We start from the raw sequence: 14,950 nt of genomic DNA on the forward strand, positions 1-14,950 counted from the left end.
CGTCTAGGATTCCGGCGGCACTTCCAACGCGTGCAACAGTTTACGCAGAATCGATACCAAGTCGTCGTACTCATCCGCGCTCAGCGGCGACAACAACTCGCGCTCGTTCTGTACGTGCGCGGGAAGCATCTTGTCGACCAGTTCCAAACCGTCCGGCGACAGCGAGATCTGACGGATGCGGCGGTTGTCCGCGTTGGGTTCACGCGTGACCAATCCCCGCTCGACCAGTCGGTCGACGCGGTTGGTGATCGCCCCCGAGGTGACCATCGCCGAGGACATCAACTGGCCGGCAGTCAGCGAATAGGGCGGCCCACTGCGTCTCAGAGTCGCCAAGACGTCGAAATCGGGTAGCGAACAGTCGAACTGAGCCAGCACCAGCTGCACCCGCTGCTCGAGATGACGTGACAGCCGCCAGATCCGGCCGACGACACCCATTGGCGAGGTATCCACCTGGGGATACTCATGCGACCACTGCTGCAGAATGCCGTCTACCTGGTCACTCATCACTACCTTCCCCGTACACCCACCCCTCACGCTAGAGGACGAGGAGATCACGCCGTAGCGCGCACCGGATCGACGCGCGGGGCTTCCGCTCAATGCCTGGCGGCGGAATGATCAGCGCGGCAAGGCATGCGCCCGAGTGTCACCGAATCGGCGGTCGGCGAGGACGGGGAATTCGTCACGGAACTGCTGCGCGACCGCGAGGTCGATGTCGACGGTGAATGTGTCGGCGGTGTCGGCCGCCTGCGCGATGATGCGGCCGTAGGGATCGACGACCTGACTGTGCCCGGCCATCTGCAGCCCGCCGTGCGCACCTGCGGTGTTGCATTGGACGACGAACGCCTGGTTCTCCAGCGCCCTGGCACGGCCCAGCAGCTCCCAGTGGTCGCGCCGCGGCGCCGGCCATGCCGCCGTTACCACGAACAACGAAACGCCGCGGTCGACCAGCGCGCGGAACAGTTCGGGAAATCTCAGGTCGTAGCAGGTGGCCAGTCCGATCCTGCCATGAGGAAGATCCACCGTGGTCAGTGCTGTTCCGGCTTCGAGCAACTGCGGCTCCCCTTCACCGAAGCCGAATCGGTGGACTTTGCGGTAGGTGGCGAGCAGTGCACCGTCGGGCCCGAACAGCACCGAGGTGTTCCACAGGCCGCGGCCTTGGGGGCCGCGGTCTGCGGTTGGGAGCGCAGATTCCACGATGCTGCCGCCGTGCAGGTACACCCCGCAATCGCGCGCTGCCGTCGACAACGCGCGAACCAGGGGACCATCGAGCGATTCGGCCTGTGAGCGCCACGTTGCCGGGGTGAACGCGCCGTGTGCCCACAGTTCGGGCAGCACCACGAGATCGGCGGCGCGGTGTGCGTGGATCAGTTGCATCACGCGCGCCAGCCGGGTTTCTGGCTGCTCGGTTTCGTCGAATGCTGTCTGCAGCACCGCTATTCGCATCGTGGAATCTGTGCTCATCTCGGCTATCCGCGCAGCGGCATGGCGATCGGACGCAGCGGTGCACCGGAGGCCCCGCGCAGCCGGATGGGAGCAGCGACCAAACAGAACTCGTCGACACCGTCGCGGGCGAGTTCTTCGAGGTTGACCAACTCGATCATCGGGACGCCTGCCTCGGCCAAGAAGTGGCAGTGCCCAGGCAACCAGTTGTCCTCATGCTCGGATGGGCCCACCTCGACGCATTCCTGATCCGAGGCGATTGCCGAGATGTTCTGCGCGGTGATCCAGCGGGCGGCTTCCAGCCCGAGTCCGGGAGGGTCGCCCAGCACCTTGGACCCCTCGGGCCAGTACCGCATCCGGCCGGTACGTACGAACGCCACATCCCCGTCCTGCAGGGTGAGCCCGGCACGCTCGAGCGCGTCCTGCAGGTCCTCGATGGTGATCGCATACGAATCCGGCAGGCAGTCAACACCTTTGAGACCCGCCACATCGATCAGCACGCCGCGGGTGATGATCGGCGGGATGGTTTCGGCACCGCCTTTCATCCAGTGCCTGCTGCCCAGATGCTCGTCGGCGGAAAAGCCGTTGTAGATCTCGTTGTCCACCCCGAAGTGGTTGAGCGCATCGATGTGGGTTCCGGTGTGGGTGTACATGAAGATGACGTCACCGGAATAGCAGACGTGTCGGTTGACCTCGGCGCCAACCCCATTCAGGTTGTCCACCGCGGTGCCTGCCGGGGTGTGGCTCATATAGATCTGGTACGAGGGGTCGCCTGCGGCCTGGAAACTGGGCATTCCGACGAAGTAGTCGATGCTCAGGTCGTAGACAGTCGAGGCGTCTGCGCGGGCCAGAATGGCAGCGGCACGCTCTGGCGTCAGCAGATTCAACGCCCCGCGCTCGTCGTCGGGTCCGTAAGGGCTGCGGGCGACCTGGATGTCGGCACGCTTGCCGATGGTGGAGGTCATGCGCGCTCGACCCCCTCACGACGCACGAAATCGATCACGGCGCGCTCTTTGACCATCGGCAGCAGCACTTCGACCAACTTCACATGATCGGGATGGTCGGAATACACCTGCAGACCATCCCAGTCATCGAAGTCGGTGATCAGCACACCGTCCCACGGGTCACCGTTGTCACCGGGATCGCCGGTGTGCCCGCCGATCTCGAAATTGCGGACCGCGTCCTGCGATTGCGAATACTCGGTCAACAGATCGATCACCTTCCCAGCGTTGTCGGGGTCGACGAGCTTCCAGGCGAACACGTGTCGGATCATTATCACTCCTTTAGAATTCTGTTTTCTTTATGCTACTGGATGTTATGGCAGTCCCCGTTGGATTGTCGAGGCTGGGACTGCTCGGCCCGATTACACCGTGGATGTCGGGCGCGGGACCGGCGCCGGCGCGGTCACCGAAGGTGTCGAAGGCATCATCTTGGTGGCGAAGAACGACGCGAGCGACAAGACGCTGAGGAAGACAGCCACGGCTGGCCAATTGTTGTCCTCGCCGAGCAGCGCTGTGGCGATCAGCGGTGAGAGTCCCGCGCCGAGCACGGTGCCGATGCCGTAGCCGATCGACATACCGCTGTAGCGGATGTGGACCGGGAAGACCTGGGCGTAGTAGGCCGGCATCGAACCGTACGACAGGCAGAACGGCGCGAACAGCACAAGGTAGGCGATGAACATGACCAGCAGGTTGGCCGTGCCCATCATGACAAACCACACCCACGGAACGACCGCCATGCCGAGCGCGCCGGCCATGAAGACCTTCTGTCGACTGACGCGGTCGGACAGCGCGCCGCCGTAGATGATGCCTGCGATGCCGATGAGGTTGGACAGACACACCACGCCGAGCATGGTCGTCCGGGAGAAGCCCAGTGTGTCGGTGCCGTAGCTGAGGGAGAACACTGCGCTGAGGTAGAAGATGGCGCCGGTCGGCAGGTAGGACACGGCCATCAGCAGCACCAGCCGCTTGTGTTCGGCAAGCACGGTCAGCAACGGCATTTTCTGCACCTGGCCGGTTTTCTTGGCCTTTTCGAATTCTGGGCTTTCGGCGACCTTGAGCCGGATGACCAGGCCGAGGATCAGCAGAACAGCGCTGAGCAGGAACGGAATACGCCATCCCCAGGACATGAATGCCTCGTCGGGAAGGTAGGACAGTACGAAGAACACGGCCGTGGCCAGGATCAGGCCGCAGCTGGCGCCCGTGTTGATGATGCCGCCGAAGAGACCACGCTTCTTGGGTTCGGCGTGCTCGACACTCATCAGTACCGCGCCGCCGTACTCACCGCCCAGCGAGACGCCCTGGATCACGCGTAGCACGATGAGGAGGATCGGCGCGGCGACACCGATTGCCTCGTATGTGGGTAGCAACCCCATCAAGAAAGTGGCGCCGCCCATCATGCACAGCGTGACGATGAGCAGCGTTTTCCTGCCGATCCGGTCACCGTAATGCCCGACCACGGCGGCACCCACGGGACGCGCGATGAACGCGATGGTGAAGGTGCTCAGTGAGAGCAGGGTGCCGACGAACGCGTCATAGTTCGGGAAGAACAGCTTGCTGAACACCAGGGCCGAGGACGTGCCGTAGATGAAGAACTCGTACCACTCGATGACCGTCCCCGTCAGGCTGGCTGCTACGACGCGGCTGGGTCGATCCCGGGTGGGAGTCGGTGCGGAAACACTCAATGGTTTGTCTTTCTCGTGAGGAGGGCGTTGAAAGTCGGTTGTGCGCCAAAGCTTTTGTGCTGTAGGTATTTTCCGTCTTGAAGGTTGGAGAGCCTCACCCCGCGGGCCCGCAGACGGTTCGCTGAGCATCGGCCGCTCCGGTCAACAGGTCGGCCACCCAGCCGCGGTCATATGCTTCGAACCGGGGGAACCCCTGTGGCGGTGGAGCCGTCCAGTGGTAGCGCACACCCGGGTTGTGCACGCTGTAGCCGTCACTGAAAAGGTGTGGGCTGCCTTGTATCTGAGGTCCCCGCGCGATATCGAACTGCTCGTGGACGTCGGCCATCCCCCCGCCCTCGCGCAGGCGCCGCATCAAGGCATCGGTCGCCACCAGCGGACATTCGGCCGCGACGTCCTCGATCACCGAGAGCACGCTGATGCACCGGCTCTCGGCATACCAAGCCCGCCGCAGGCCGGCGTCAAGTTGGTCACTGGCGGCCAATCCGCCGACATCATCGTGTTTGGCAGCTTGGACCGCCGCCATCGCCGGAATGGTCGTGACCGGATACTCCGAATCCGGGGCCGACCACACCCGCCAACCGAGATCGTCGATGAGCGCCGCGATGGCACTGACCTCGACATCGATCACCGGCTTCGGAGTCGGGCGTCGATTGAACAACTCCAACGGAAACGCCCGGTGGTCGATCAGCACGCCCGCGCCGAGGCGGTCAGCCTCGCTGCGTAAGACATGCAGAGCCAGCGATGCCCACGGGCATCCGATATCGGACCAGACGGTAATAGTCCGAGGCGAGAGGCGCTCAACCGTTTCATCCATGAGACTGGCGACCAGGAAACATAGACGTAACAGTGGTCTCACCGGAGACGTCGTGTGACCCGCATAACAGCATTCAGCATTCTAAATACTGTTGCCTGATGCCTGTCAAGTCTCAACGTTAAGATGACCACAGCGACATGCCGCTTGGTGCTGCTTGTAACGGGGCGCTCGTAGGGAGGTCGGGTCCATGGTGGGCCCACATTCCGCAGCCACCCTTGTCACATAACGCTACGCCCAGTAGCGTAAGTCGGCGTGACTCGGAGCTTCCATGTCGGCCAACCATTCAGCACGCCTAATGCAGACATCGAGGCGGCGTTGGAGCAGGTCAGCATCCCGACGCTGCTGTTGTCGCTCGTCCACATCACCGGCAACCCGCGGTGGATCCGCGAGTTCAAACAGGCTGGCCTGTTCCTCAATGAAGTCCAGGGCTTCATGAGCGAGGAGGACAAGGCCCGCGCCCGTGCCGCCGCGCTGCCGGTGATCGTCGACTACCGCGACCGTGGCTGCCCGGTCCCCGATCCTCTGCCCGCTGATCTCGTCAAGGAAATGCTCGATTGGGCGGCCTGCGAACCGGTCGACGACGACAACCTGCCGCTCATGCTGGAAGAGCTCGACCTTGAGGCTGTCGATCCGCGTCGACCCACTCCCCTGACGGGCGTTGAGAACTTCAGCGTCATCGTGATCGGCTGCGGCGAATCCGGCGTACTGGCGGGTGTCCGGCTCAAGCAGGCGGGCATCCCGTTCACGATCGTGGAAAAGAATGCCGGGCCGGGCGGAACCTGGTGGGAGAACAGCTATCCCGGCGCCCGCGTCGACGTCGCGAATCACTTCTACTGCTACAGCTTCGAACCCAGTAACCATTGGGACCACTTCTTCGCCGAACAGCCCGAGCTGCGCCAATACTTCAGCGATGTCGTGGACCGTCACGACCTGCGCCCACACATCCGATGGAACACCGAAGTGGTCTCTGCCGCATGGGAAGACGAGGCGTGGAACGTCACCGTGCGATCGTCCGACGGAACCGAGACACTCAAAGCCAACGCCGTCATCACCGCCGTCGGACAGCTCAACCGGCCCCAGATCCCGGACTTCCCCGGCGCCGAAACCTTTGAAGGCCCGTCGTTTCACTCTGCCGCGTGGGATCACAGCGTCGATGTCACGGGTAAGCGCGTCGCGCTGATCGGGGCCGGAGCCAGCGGATTCCAGATCGCGCCGGCGATTGCCGACAAGGTCGAACACCTCACGGTGTTCCAGCGCACCGCCCAATGGATGTTCCCCAACCCGATGTACCACGAGCCCGTCGCCGACGGTGTGCGCTGGGCGATGGAGCACCTGCCGTATTACGGCCGCTGGTACCGCTTTCTGCTGCTGTGGCCCGGCGCCGACAAGGGCCTGGACGCTGCACGGGTCGACCCGAATTACGCCGACCAGGAGAACGCGGTCAGCGACATCAACGCCATTGCCCGCATCATGTTCACCGACTGGATCACGACCCAGGTCGGCGACGATCCACAACTGCTGGCCAAGGTCCTGCCCGACTATCCGGCTACCGGCAAACGGACACTGCAGGACAACGGCAGCTGGCTCGGCACGCTCAAGCGGGACAACGTCGACCTGATCCGGACGCCGATCGAGCGGATCACCCCGACCGGCGTCGTCACCACAGACGGTGCAGCGTTCGACGTCGATATCATCGTGTACGCCACGGGTTTCCGCGCCACCGATGTGTTATTCCCGATGGCGATCACCGGCCGCGACGGCATCGATCTGCACGATGTTTGGGGCCAACGCCCGTACGCCTACCGCGGCATCACCGTCCCCGGCTTCCCGAACTTCTTCATGACGTACGGTCCGGGAACTCACTTGGCGCACGGCGGCAGCCTGATCCTCAACTCCGAGCTGCAGATGCGCTACATCAACCAGTGCCTCGAGCACCTGATCACCGAGGGCATACAGACGATAGAACCGCTGCCGGAACCAACCAAGGTCTGGCACAAGCGATCCCAGAAAGAGATCCGAAAAACCGTGTGGGCCCATCCGTCAATCAAGCACTCGTACTTCAAGAACGCCGATGGCGAGATCCACACCGTCAGCCCGTGGCGGCTGTCCGAATACCGCGCCGCCATCCATGAACCCGTCTGGTCTGACTTCCAGACGCAGGAGGCCTGAGTATGCGTGCGGTTGTCGTGGACAGTGCCGGCGAGATTCACGTCGATACCCGGCCCGATCCTTCACTGCCCGGCCCCGACGGCGTCATCATCGAGGTGGAATCAGCGTCGATCTGTGGTTCAGACCTGCACTTCGTGGAGGGTCACTACCCCATTGTCGACCCGGTCTCCCTCGGGCACGAAGCGGTGGGCAAGGTCGTCGAAACCGGCTCGGAAGTAAGCGGATTCAAGACGGGCGATCGGGTGCTGGTGTCCTCGGTGGCGGGCTGTGGGCACTGCGCCGGCTGCGCCACGCGTGATCCGATCAAGTGCATACACGGACCGCAGATCTTCGGCTCGGGAATCCTCGGCGGCGCGCAGGCCGAACTGCTCGCGGTGCCGGCCGCCGACTTTCAACTGCTGACCGTCCCGGAGAACATCTCCATTGAGCAGGCGCTGCTGCTCACCGACAACCTGGCCACGGGCTGGGCCGCCGCCCAACGCGCTGACATTCCGATCGGTGGCACAGTCGCGGTGATCGGGCTGGGTGCCGTCGGTATGTGTGCTCTGCGGAGCGCGTTGACACTCGGCGCGGCAAGGGTTTTCGCGGTAGACCCGGTCGAGACTCGTCGCACGCGCGCCGAGAAGTGGGGTGCCACCGGAATCACGCCACCGTCGGCGCAAGCCATCCGCGAAACCACCGGTGGGCTGGGGGCTGATGCGGTCATCGATGCAGTCGGGACCGATACGTCGATCAACGACGCCCTCGATGCGGTACGTACCGGCGGAACGGTGTCGATCGTCGGCGTACACGATCTCCAGCCGTATCCGCTACCGGCGCTGGCCTGTCTGTTGCGGAGCCTCACGATCCGGATGACCACCGCGCCGGTGCAGCAGACCTGGCCCGAGTTGATCCCGCTGCTGCAGGCAGGCCGCCTCGATGTCGACGGCATCTTCACCGACACCCTGCCGCTGGACAAGGCAGCAGAGGGATATGAGGCCGCGGCATCACGCTCGGGCGAACACCTCAAGATTCAGCTCACGCCGTAGGGCTTGGTTCATCCTGCGCTGAGGGCGTAAGCCTCTCGTGCTTCCACGCGCTGGACGCAGAGTCAGCGGGTGGCCTGGCCGTGAGTGTGATTGCGCAGGTTGTCGCGCAGCGCGGCAACACCACGCTGCATCGTCTTCAATTCGTCGAGCGACAGGCCGGTGGCCGCAACGAGGTCCACCTCGGGGGCATGTTCACGGAGTGCGCGCCCAGCATCGGTGAGACTGACGACCACCTGGCGTTCATCCTTCGTGTCGCGCCGCCGCGTCAGATACCCCTCGGTCTCAAGCTTCTTCAGGATCGGGGTCAGGGTGTTGGACTCCAGGAAGAGTCTGTCCCCCAGGCTGCTGACGGTCTGGGGGTCTTCTTCCCACAACGCCACAATCACGATGTACTGCGTGTAGGTGACGCCGAGCTTCTCCAGGATCGGCTTGTAAGCCTTGCCGTAGGCGAGATTGGCCGAGTAGATCGCAAAGCACAGAAACTCAGATAGGCGAGGCGGGGTCACACCCAAAATTATATCGGAACCGATTTAGTCGGATGGGATTGATAACGAGGATTTCGGCGTTCTGGTTAGCAGTCCGACAGATCGGATCAAAGCTTGATCAGACAGGAGATCTCCATGACCACGCAGACCGCGAACGTGCTGTACACCGCCCAGACCCACACCACCGGTGGACGCCAAGGCGAGTCATACAGCTCGGACGGCAACCTCGACATTCAGCTGACCCCGCCCGGCGGCAACGGCGCAGGCACCAATCCCGAGCAGTTGTTCGCGGCAGGCTGGTCCGCCTGCTTCCTCAGCGCCATGGGACTGACCGCGGGCCAGCACAACGTCAAGCTGCCTACCGATACTGCGGTCGACGCCGAAGTGGACCTGGTCAATACGGACGGGGCATTCTCGCTGCAGGCCCGGCTCAACGTCAGCATCCCCGGGATCGACCGGGAGACCGCGCAAGCCATCGCTGACGACGCCCACCAGGTGTGCCCGTACTCGAAGGCGACGCGCGGCAACATCGACGTCACGGTGACCGTGGTCTGAGTGAGAGCTCGAATGGCCACTTGTGACACGCGTTTCGTGAGATCGTGTGTCATATGTGGCCATTCGGCGTGCTTGATTATTCCTTGAGGTCCAGCACCGGCGTGGGCTGCTGGAAGCCCCGGGTTACCCCGGCCAGCCAGGCGAATCCGACCGCCAGCCAACACAACCCGATGATGAGCGTGAGCCCCGACAGGCTGGTCCACAACCACAACGTCAGCAGGAAGCCGATCAGCGGCAGAACAAGGCTGCTCACCACCTGGCCGCCGGACCGTTCGCCACCGTCGACGAAGTAGTGCTTGATCACCGCAAGGTTGACGACCGAGAACGCCACCAGCGCACCGAAACTGATCACTGAGGCGAGTGTCGCCAGATCGATCACGATCGCCAGCAGCGACACCGCCGAAACCACCAGGATGGCGTACACGGGGGTGGCGAACCGTGCCGACACATGACCGAAGAGCTGCCGCGGCAGGATGCCGTCGCGACCCATCGCGTACAGGATCCGGGACACCGAGGCCTGCGACGTGATCGCCGACCCGAGCGCGCCGGCCACGTACGCCGCGGTGAAGAAGACCTCCAGGAAGTGCCCGCCCGCGGTCACCATCACATCCAGCGATCCGGAGTCCACATCGGCGAACTGGTTGGACGGGAACACCAAATGCCCGAGATACGACAGCGCGATGAAGATCAGGCCCGCGGCCACCGTCGCGATCATGATTGCCTGCGGTACAGACTTTTTGGGGTCCTTGGCTTCCTCTGACAGGGTGGAAACGGCGTCGAAGCCGAGGAACGACAGGCATAGGATGGCCGCGCCGGCGAAAACCGGGCTGAACCCGGGCGCGCTGCCATCACCGGTGAACGGCGCGGCGAGATCCACTGTGCCGATGCTGAACACCTTGGCGCAGGCCAGCACCACGAACGCGACGATGAAGATCGCCTGGATGGCGATGATCAGGAAGTTCGCCCTGGCCACCGACACGATGCCGACGATGTTGAGCACAGTCACCACCGCGATCGAGATGAGGATGAAGATCCAGGCCGGGATCGCCGGGAAGGCAGCCTCCAGGTAGATCCCGATCACCAGATAATTGATCATCGGCAGGAACAGATAGTCCAGCAACAGCGACCAGCCGGCGAGGAACCCGATGGGCGCACCAAAAGACTTCTGCGCGTAGGTATATGCCGACCCTGCAACCGGGTATGCCATCACCATGCGGGCGTAGGACCGCGCGGTGAACACCATCGCAGCCAAGGTCACCAGGTATGCGAGTGGCAGCCTGCCGCCGGTGGTCTGGGTGACGATCCCGTAGGTGGTGAACACCGTGAGCGGCACCATGTACACCAGGCCGAACAACACCAGCGACGGCAGTCCCAGTGCGCGTCGCAGCTGCCCCTCCGTCACCTCCGCGGTATTCGCCATGGTCAGCCCCTCTCTTCGGTTGCCGAGTAGACCTGCTTGCCCTGCAGGTAGGTCGCGCGCACCCGAAGGTCCGGCAGTTCCAGCGGCGACACCGTGCGGGGATCGCGATCAAGCCACACCAGATCTGCGCTCGTTCCCGGGACGATCCGGCCCCAATTCGACTCGGCGAACGCCTGATACGCCACCGCGCCCGTATAGGAGGCCAGCGCCGGCTCGATCGGCAGGATCTCCTGGGGTGTCCAGCCACCGGCCGGCTCGCCCTCAGCTGTACAGCGGGATACCGCGACCGCGACGCCGTCCAGCGGCGCACCCGAGGACACCGGCCAGTCCGAACCGAACGCCAATGCCGCCCCAGAGTTCTCCAGGGTCCGCATCCGGTACTGCTTGTCCGCGCGCTGGGCTCCCAGCCTCGGGATGGTGAGCACCGTCATCAGAGCGTCCATCTGCGCCCACAGCGGCTGCATGTTAGGGATGACTCCGAGCTCGGCGAACCGGCCGAGATCCTCGTCGTCGACCAGTTGTGCGTGGGCGATGACGGGCCGCCGGTCCCGCGGACCATTCTGGCGCGCAACGTATTCGATGGCGTCCAGTGCCTGCCGGACCGCCGCGTCCCCGATCGCATGAATGTGGATCTGGAAGCCCAGCTCGTCGACACGGCGGGCAGCCTGGGCCAGCGAGTCCCCCTCCCACAGCTGCATGCCGTGTGAGTGCAGGCCGGAGCAATACGGCTGCAACAGCGCCCCGGTTTCGTTCTCCACCACGCCGTCGGCGAAGAACTTCACCGTATTCGCGGTCAGCAGCGGCGAGGCGGCCGCCTGTACCCGAGAGCGCGCCTCCGCGTATTGCGTTACCTGCGTGTCGAAGTGGCGCGGATCGGCATAGAACGCCAGATTGAACCGCATGCGCAGCGCACCCTGCTCCGCCGCAGCGATGTAGGTGTCGACGTCGGCCGGTTCCACCCAGGCGTCCTGCACCCAGGTCACTCCGTGGGCCAGGTAGTAGTCGGCCGCGGTGCCCAGTGCCCCGATTCGCACCGCCTGATCGCGGGCGGGCATCACCGCGGCGATCAGGTCCGTGGCACCCCATTCGCGTAGCGTGCCGAGCGGCGATCCGTCGTCGCGGCGGGGAATCTCACCGAGTACCGGTTCGGGAGTGTCCGCGGTGATGCCGGCCCGCTCCAGCGCGGCCGAGTTGACCCAGAAGGTGTGATAGTCCCAGGCCCGCAACACAACCGGCCGGTCCGAGACGGCGGCGTCGAGCCAGCGTGCGTCGAACAACCCGTCAGGGGCAAGACTGCCGTCGTAAGACGCCCCGACGATCCACTCCTGGTCAGGATGGGAGTCCGCGAATTCCTTGACTGCCGAGACGATTTCGTCGACCGATTGGCAGGGACGCACGTGCGGTCCCGCCGATTCCAGCCCGCCATACAGCGGATGGGCATGGCCGTCACCGAAGGACGGCATGAGGAAGCCACCGCCCAGATCAACCTGCTGGTCGGCCGGCTGCGCCTTGGCCTCCTCGCCGACCGCCTTGATCACGCCATCAGCGACCAGGAGCGCATCGGTGGTCGTCATACCAGTCCAAATGACCCCATTGTGAAAAAGCACGGTCGGCACAATACGCCCGGTCACGCGGCGCGGCCTGTCGGGGACGGCTGCTGCTGGGTGATGCAGTGGACACCGCCGCCCCGCGCGAACAGTGGGCGGGCATCGACGGTGACCACCTCGCGGTCCGGGTATTGCTCGGCGAGGATGGCGACCGCGTTCGCATCGTGCGGATCGTCGAAACTGCAAGCGATGACGCCACCGTTGACCACCAGGTGGTTGATATAGCTGTAGTCGACGTAACCCTCGGCGTCGGTCAGGGTGGCCGGTGCGGGCAGCTCGACGATCTCGAACTTGTCGTCGAGCACAGATCGAATCTCCTTGCACACCAAGCTGTCCGGATGTGATTCGTCCTGTTGGGCGTGCAGGAGAAGCCGGCCGGGCGTCGTGATGGCCGCGACGATGTCGACATGGCCACGGGTGCCGAACCGCTGGCTGTCGCGGGTGAGCCCGCGGGGCAGCCAGACCACATCGGAGGCGCCGATGGTGCGCGCCAGCTCTGCCTCCACATCTGCTTTGGTTAAGCCTGGATTGCGACCGGGATCCAGTTGCACGGTCTCGGTGACGAGCACCGTTCCTGCGCCGTCGACCTGAATACCGCCGCCCTCGTTCACCAGCGGCGACGAGACAACCGGTACACCGGCCCGCTCGGCCACGGTGGCACCGATTTCGGCGTCACGGTCCCAGCGGGCCCAGTCCTGGGCGCCCCAACCGTTGAACGTCCAGTCCACCGCAGCCACCGAGCCGTCGGCCGCGTGCACGAAGGTAGGTCCGATATCGCGCATCCAGGCGTCGTTCAGCGGCGCCTCGACGATCTCGATGCTCTGTGACACATACTGTTTCGCTGCGCCGATCTCGGCGGGGTCGACGAACATCGTCACCGGCTCGAACTGCGCCACGGCATGTGCCACGGCCGCCCAGGTGGACCGCGCCTCGTGCCGCTCCTGCTCGGTATCGCCCAGCGAGTAGCCCTCACAGGGAAACGCCATCCATACCCGGTCCTGGTCGACGCCCTCGGCGGGCATGACGTATCGGCTCACTTGACGACCTCGGTGGCGGCGTGGCCCTCGCCGTACGGGTGCGCGGGGTCGACGGGCGAGGTCAGCTTTCCGTAGCTCTCGGGGCGGCGGGTCAGCAGGAACGGGAACAGTTCCAGCCAGTCGCGCCGCTGGTCGAGGTCCAGATCGGCGACCAGCACGGCTTCCTCGTCGCGCGGCGCCTGCACCAGCACCCGGCCGTAGGGATCGGAGATGAACGACGACCCGTAGAACGAGACGGTGCCCTCGTCACCAGTTCTGTTGGGCACCACCATGAACAGGCCGCTGTTGATTCCGTTGGCCACGATCACCTGCTGCCACAGCGGCTGGGTGTCGAAGGCGGGGAACACCGGTTCCGAGCCGATCGCGGTCGGGTAGACGACGACCTCCGCACCACCCAGCGAGTAGCTGCGGGCGACCTCGGGAAACCACTCGTCCCAGCAGGTCGGCAGGCCGATGCGGGCGCCGAGACCCTGGGGTGCGTACACCGGATATGGATCGCCGTCAGCGGGGACGGACGGACCAGGACGGAAATAGGTGTCCTCGTAGTAGCCCGCCGAGATCGGGATGTGCATCTTGCGGGTACGCCCGACCAGCTCACCCGACGGCGACACCAGAATCGCGGTGTTGTAGCCCAAACCGTCTGCGGCCGGGGCTTTTTCGTAGAGCGAAGCGTGCACAAAGATCCCGTTCGCCCGCGCCGCCTCCGCGGCCAGCGCGAAAGTCGGCCCACCGGTGAGATCTTCGGCGCCCTCCCCCGGGTTGGGGCCGGCCGGATTGTCGGCCGGATAGCGCAGCAGCGTGATCTCCGGCAGAAACACCGCGGTGGCTCCCGCGCCTGCCGCTCGGTCGATGCCGTCGCGCAGCACCTTGGTGAGCTCGTCGGCGTCCGAGCGCCAGCGGTGTTGCACCAGCCCCACCCGCAGCGGTGGCCGCTGCGACGCGGTGCTGCGCGACAGCGGTTCGGGGGCGGTGGCGGTCAGGGTGATCATCATGCTCCTAAAACGAATCTATTTCGTTTATTCTGTGATGGGGACCACCGCGTTGTAAAGCGGTGGGAAGAAAAATCAAGGGGGAACCGGCAATGGGACGACCGTCAGTACCCATCTTGTCCACCGGCCGGATCGCCGCCGCGGCATTGGACGTGATCGGTGCAACCGGTGGTTTCACCATCCCTGAGCTGGCCCGCAAGCTCAAGGTCAGTCCGTCGTCCCTGTACAACCACGTGTCCGGACGGGAACAGATCGTCGAGCTGTTACGCGAGCGGGCGATGTCAGAGGTCGATCTGCCCGACGTCGACACCGACCGGCCCTGGGCCGACGTCGTGGCCGACATCCTGCGCTCGTACCGCCGGAGCTATGCCCGCTACCCGCGGCTGATTCCGCTGCTCACCGCGCACGCCGTCAACAGCAGCCAGGCGTTCACCATGTACAACGCCCTGGCCGTCACCTTGGCCCGCGCCGGATTCGACCCGGCAGACACCCTGCGGATCATCACGCTGTTCGACAACTACGTGCTCGGTTCGGCACTCGACCTCGCTGCCCCCGAGGAACCCTGGGAGTCCGGAGCCGAGGTGGGTCAGGAACTGGCCGCTGCACTGGCCACCGGTGCACCCAAACCCGCACGCGCCGACGATGCGTTCGAGTTCGGACTTGCCGTGCTGCTCCGTGGACTGACCTCTGCCCCGTAGATCCCCTGAAATAGGACGATCGCCA

General features: G+C 64.5%; 15 protein-coding genes. 4 read left to right on the top strand and 11 right to left on the bottom strand.

The annotated features are described in order from the left end of the window. Nucleotides 1-3: 3 nt before the first annotated feature. The 6 genes from ABQF30_RS16315 to ABQF30_RS16340 all read right to left on the bottom strand — a co-directional run bounded on the left by ABQF30_RS16315 (nt 4) and on the right by ABQF30_RS16340 (nt 4,937). Nucleotides 4-504: a MarR family winged helix-turn-helix transcriptional regulator gene (locus ABQF30_RS16315; protein ID WP_448465529.1), complete on the bottom strand. Its 501-nt coding sequence runs from the start codon at nt 502-504 to the stop codon at nt 4-6. A 111-nt stretch (nt 505-615) separates the two neighbouring features. Next, nucleotides 616-1,461, bottom strand: a complete 846-nt coding sequence (locus ABQF30_RS16320) for a carbon-nitrogen family hydrolase (protein WP_448465531.1) — start codon at nt 1,459-1,461, stop codon at nt 616-618. Between the two features lie 5 nt (nt 1,462-1,466). Further along, a complete protein-coding gene (locus ABQF30_RS16325) occupies nt 1,467-2,405 on the bottom strand; it encodes a cyclase family protein (RefSeq protein WP_448465533.1) in 939 nt (312 codons plus the stop codon). Beyond that, nucleotides 2,402-2,713: a Dabb family protein gene (locus ABQF30_RS16330; protein ID WP_448465535.1), complete on the bottom strand. Its 312-nt coding sequence runs from the start codon at nt 2,711-2,713 to the stop codon at nt 2,402-2,404. The genes ABQF30_RS16325 and ABQF30_RS16330 overlap by 4 nt, the downstream gene beginning before the upstream one ends. Nucleotides 2,714-2,803: 90 nt before the next feature. Then, nucleotides 2,804-4,123: an MFS transporter gene (locus tag ABQF30_RS16335; protein ID WP_448465537.1), complete on the bottom strand. Its 1,320-nt coding sequence runs from the start codon at nt 4,121-4,123 to the stop codon at nt 2,804-2,806. Between the two features lie 94 nt (nt 4,124-4,217). Then, entirely contained in the window at nt 4,218-4,937 is a 720-nt protein-coding gene (locus ABQF30_RS16340) for a DsbA family oxidoreductase (protein ID WP_448465539.1), read from the bottom strand. Nucleotides 4,938-5,189: 252 nt separating this feature from the next. Between ABQF30_RS16340 and ABQF30_RS16345 the strand changes: the two genes are divergently transcribed. Both ABQF30_RS16345 and ABQF30_RS16350 read left to right on the top strand, forming a co-directional pair. Beyond that, a complete protein-coding gene (locus ABQF30_RS16345) occupies nt 5,190-7,106 on the top strand; it encodes a flavin-containing monooxygenase (protein ID WP_448465541.1) in 1,917 nt (638 codons plus the stop codon). A 2-nt stretch (nt 7,107-7,108) separates the two neighbouring features. Next, nucleotides 7,109-8,134, top strand: a complete 1,026-nt coding sequence (locus tag ABQF30_RS16350; protein WP_448465543.1) for an alcohol dehydrogenase catalytic domain-containing protein — start codon at nt 7,109-7,111, stop codon at nt 8,132-8,134. A 62-nt stretch (nt 8,135-8,196) separates the two neighbouring features. On the opposite strand, the gene ABQF30_RS16355 is transcribed toward ABQF30_RS16350, so the two are convergent. Continuing rightward, on the bottom strand, nt 8,197-8,640 hold the full coding sequence (locus ABQF30_RS16355) for a MarR family winged helix-turn-helix transcriptional regulator (protein ID WP_448465545.1): 444 nt from the start codon (nt 8,638-8,640) through the stop codon (nt 8,197-8,199). Nucleotides 8,641-8,754: 114 nt separating this feature from the next. Between ABQF30_RS16355 and ABQF30_RS16360 the strand changes: the two genes are divergently transcribed. Continuing rightward, nucleotides 8,755-9,174: an organic hydroperoxide resistance protein gene (locus ABQF30_RS16360; RefSeq protein ID WP_448465547.1), complete on the top strand. Its 420-nt coding sequence runs from the start codon at nt 8,755-8,757 to the stop codon at nt 9,172-9,174. Nucleotides 9,175-9,250: 76 nt separating this feature from the next. On the opposite strand, the gene ABQF30_RS16365 is transcribed toward ABQF30_RS16360, so the two are convergent. Genes ABQF30_RS16365 through ABQF30_RS16380 form a run of 4 tightly spaced genes read right to left on the bottom strand, consistent with a single transcriptional unit; the run spans nt 9,251 to nt 14,227 of the window. Next, a complete protein-coding gene (locus ABQF30_RS16365) occupies nt 9,251-10,594 on the bottom strand; it encodes an APC family permease (protein ID WP_448465549.1) in 1,344 nt (447 codons plus the stop codon). 2 nt (nt 10,595-10,596) lie between these two features. After that, nucleotides 10,597-12,168, bottom strand: a complete 1,572-nt coding sequence (locus ABQF30_RS16370) for an amidohydrolase (protein ID WP_448465551.1) — start codon at nt 12,166-12,168, stop codon at nt 10,597-10,599. Between the two features lie 53 nt (nt 12,169-12,221). Continuing rightward, nucleotides 12,222-13,223 (bottom strand): agmatine deiminase family protein, encoded by a 1,002-nt coding sequence (locus tag ABQF30_RS16375; RefSeq protein ID WP_448465878.1) that lies wholly within the window; start codon nt 13,221-13,223, stop codon nt 12,222-12,224. Nucleotides 13,224-13,234: 11 nt separating this feature from the next. Beyond that, nucleotides 13,235-14,227, bottom strand: a complete 993-nt coding sequence (locus ABQF30_RS16380) for a nitrilase-related carbon-nitrogen hydrolase (protein WP_448465553.1) — start codon at nt 14,225-14,227, stop codon at nt 13,235-13,237. 92 nt (nt 14,228-14,319) lie between these two features. On the opposite strand from ABQF30_RS16380, the gene ABQF30_RS16385 reads away from it, so the two are divergent. After that, the gene (locus tag ABQF30_RS16385) at nt 14,320-14,925 is read left to right on the top strand and encodes a TetR/AcrR family transcriptional regulator C-terminal domain-containing protein (protein ID WP_448465555.1); all 606 of its coding nucleotides are present in this window, start codon (nt 14,320-14,322) and stop codon (nt 14,923-14,925) included. Nucleotides 14,926-14,950: the final 25 nt, after the last annotated feature.

The organism is Mycolicibacterium sp. XJ870, from assembly GCF_053483975.1.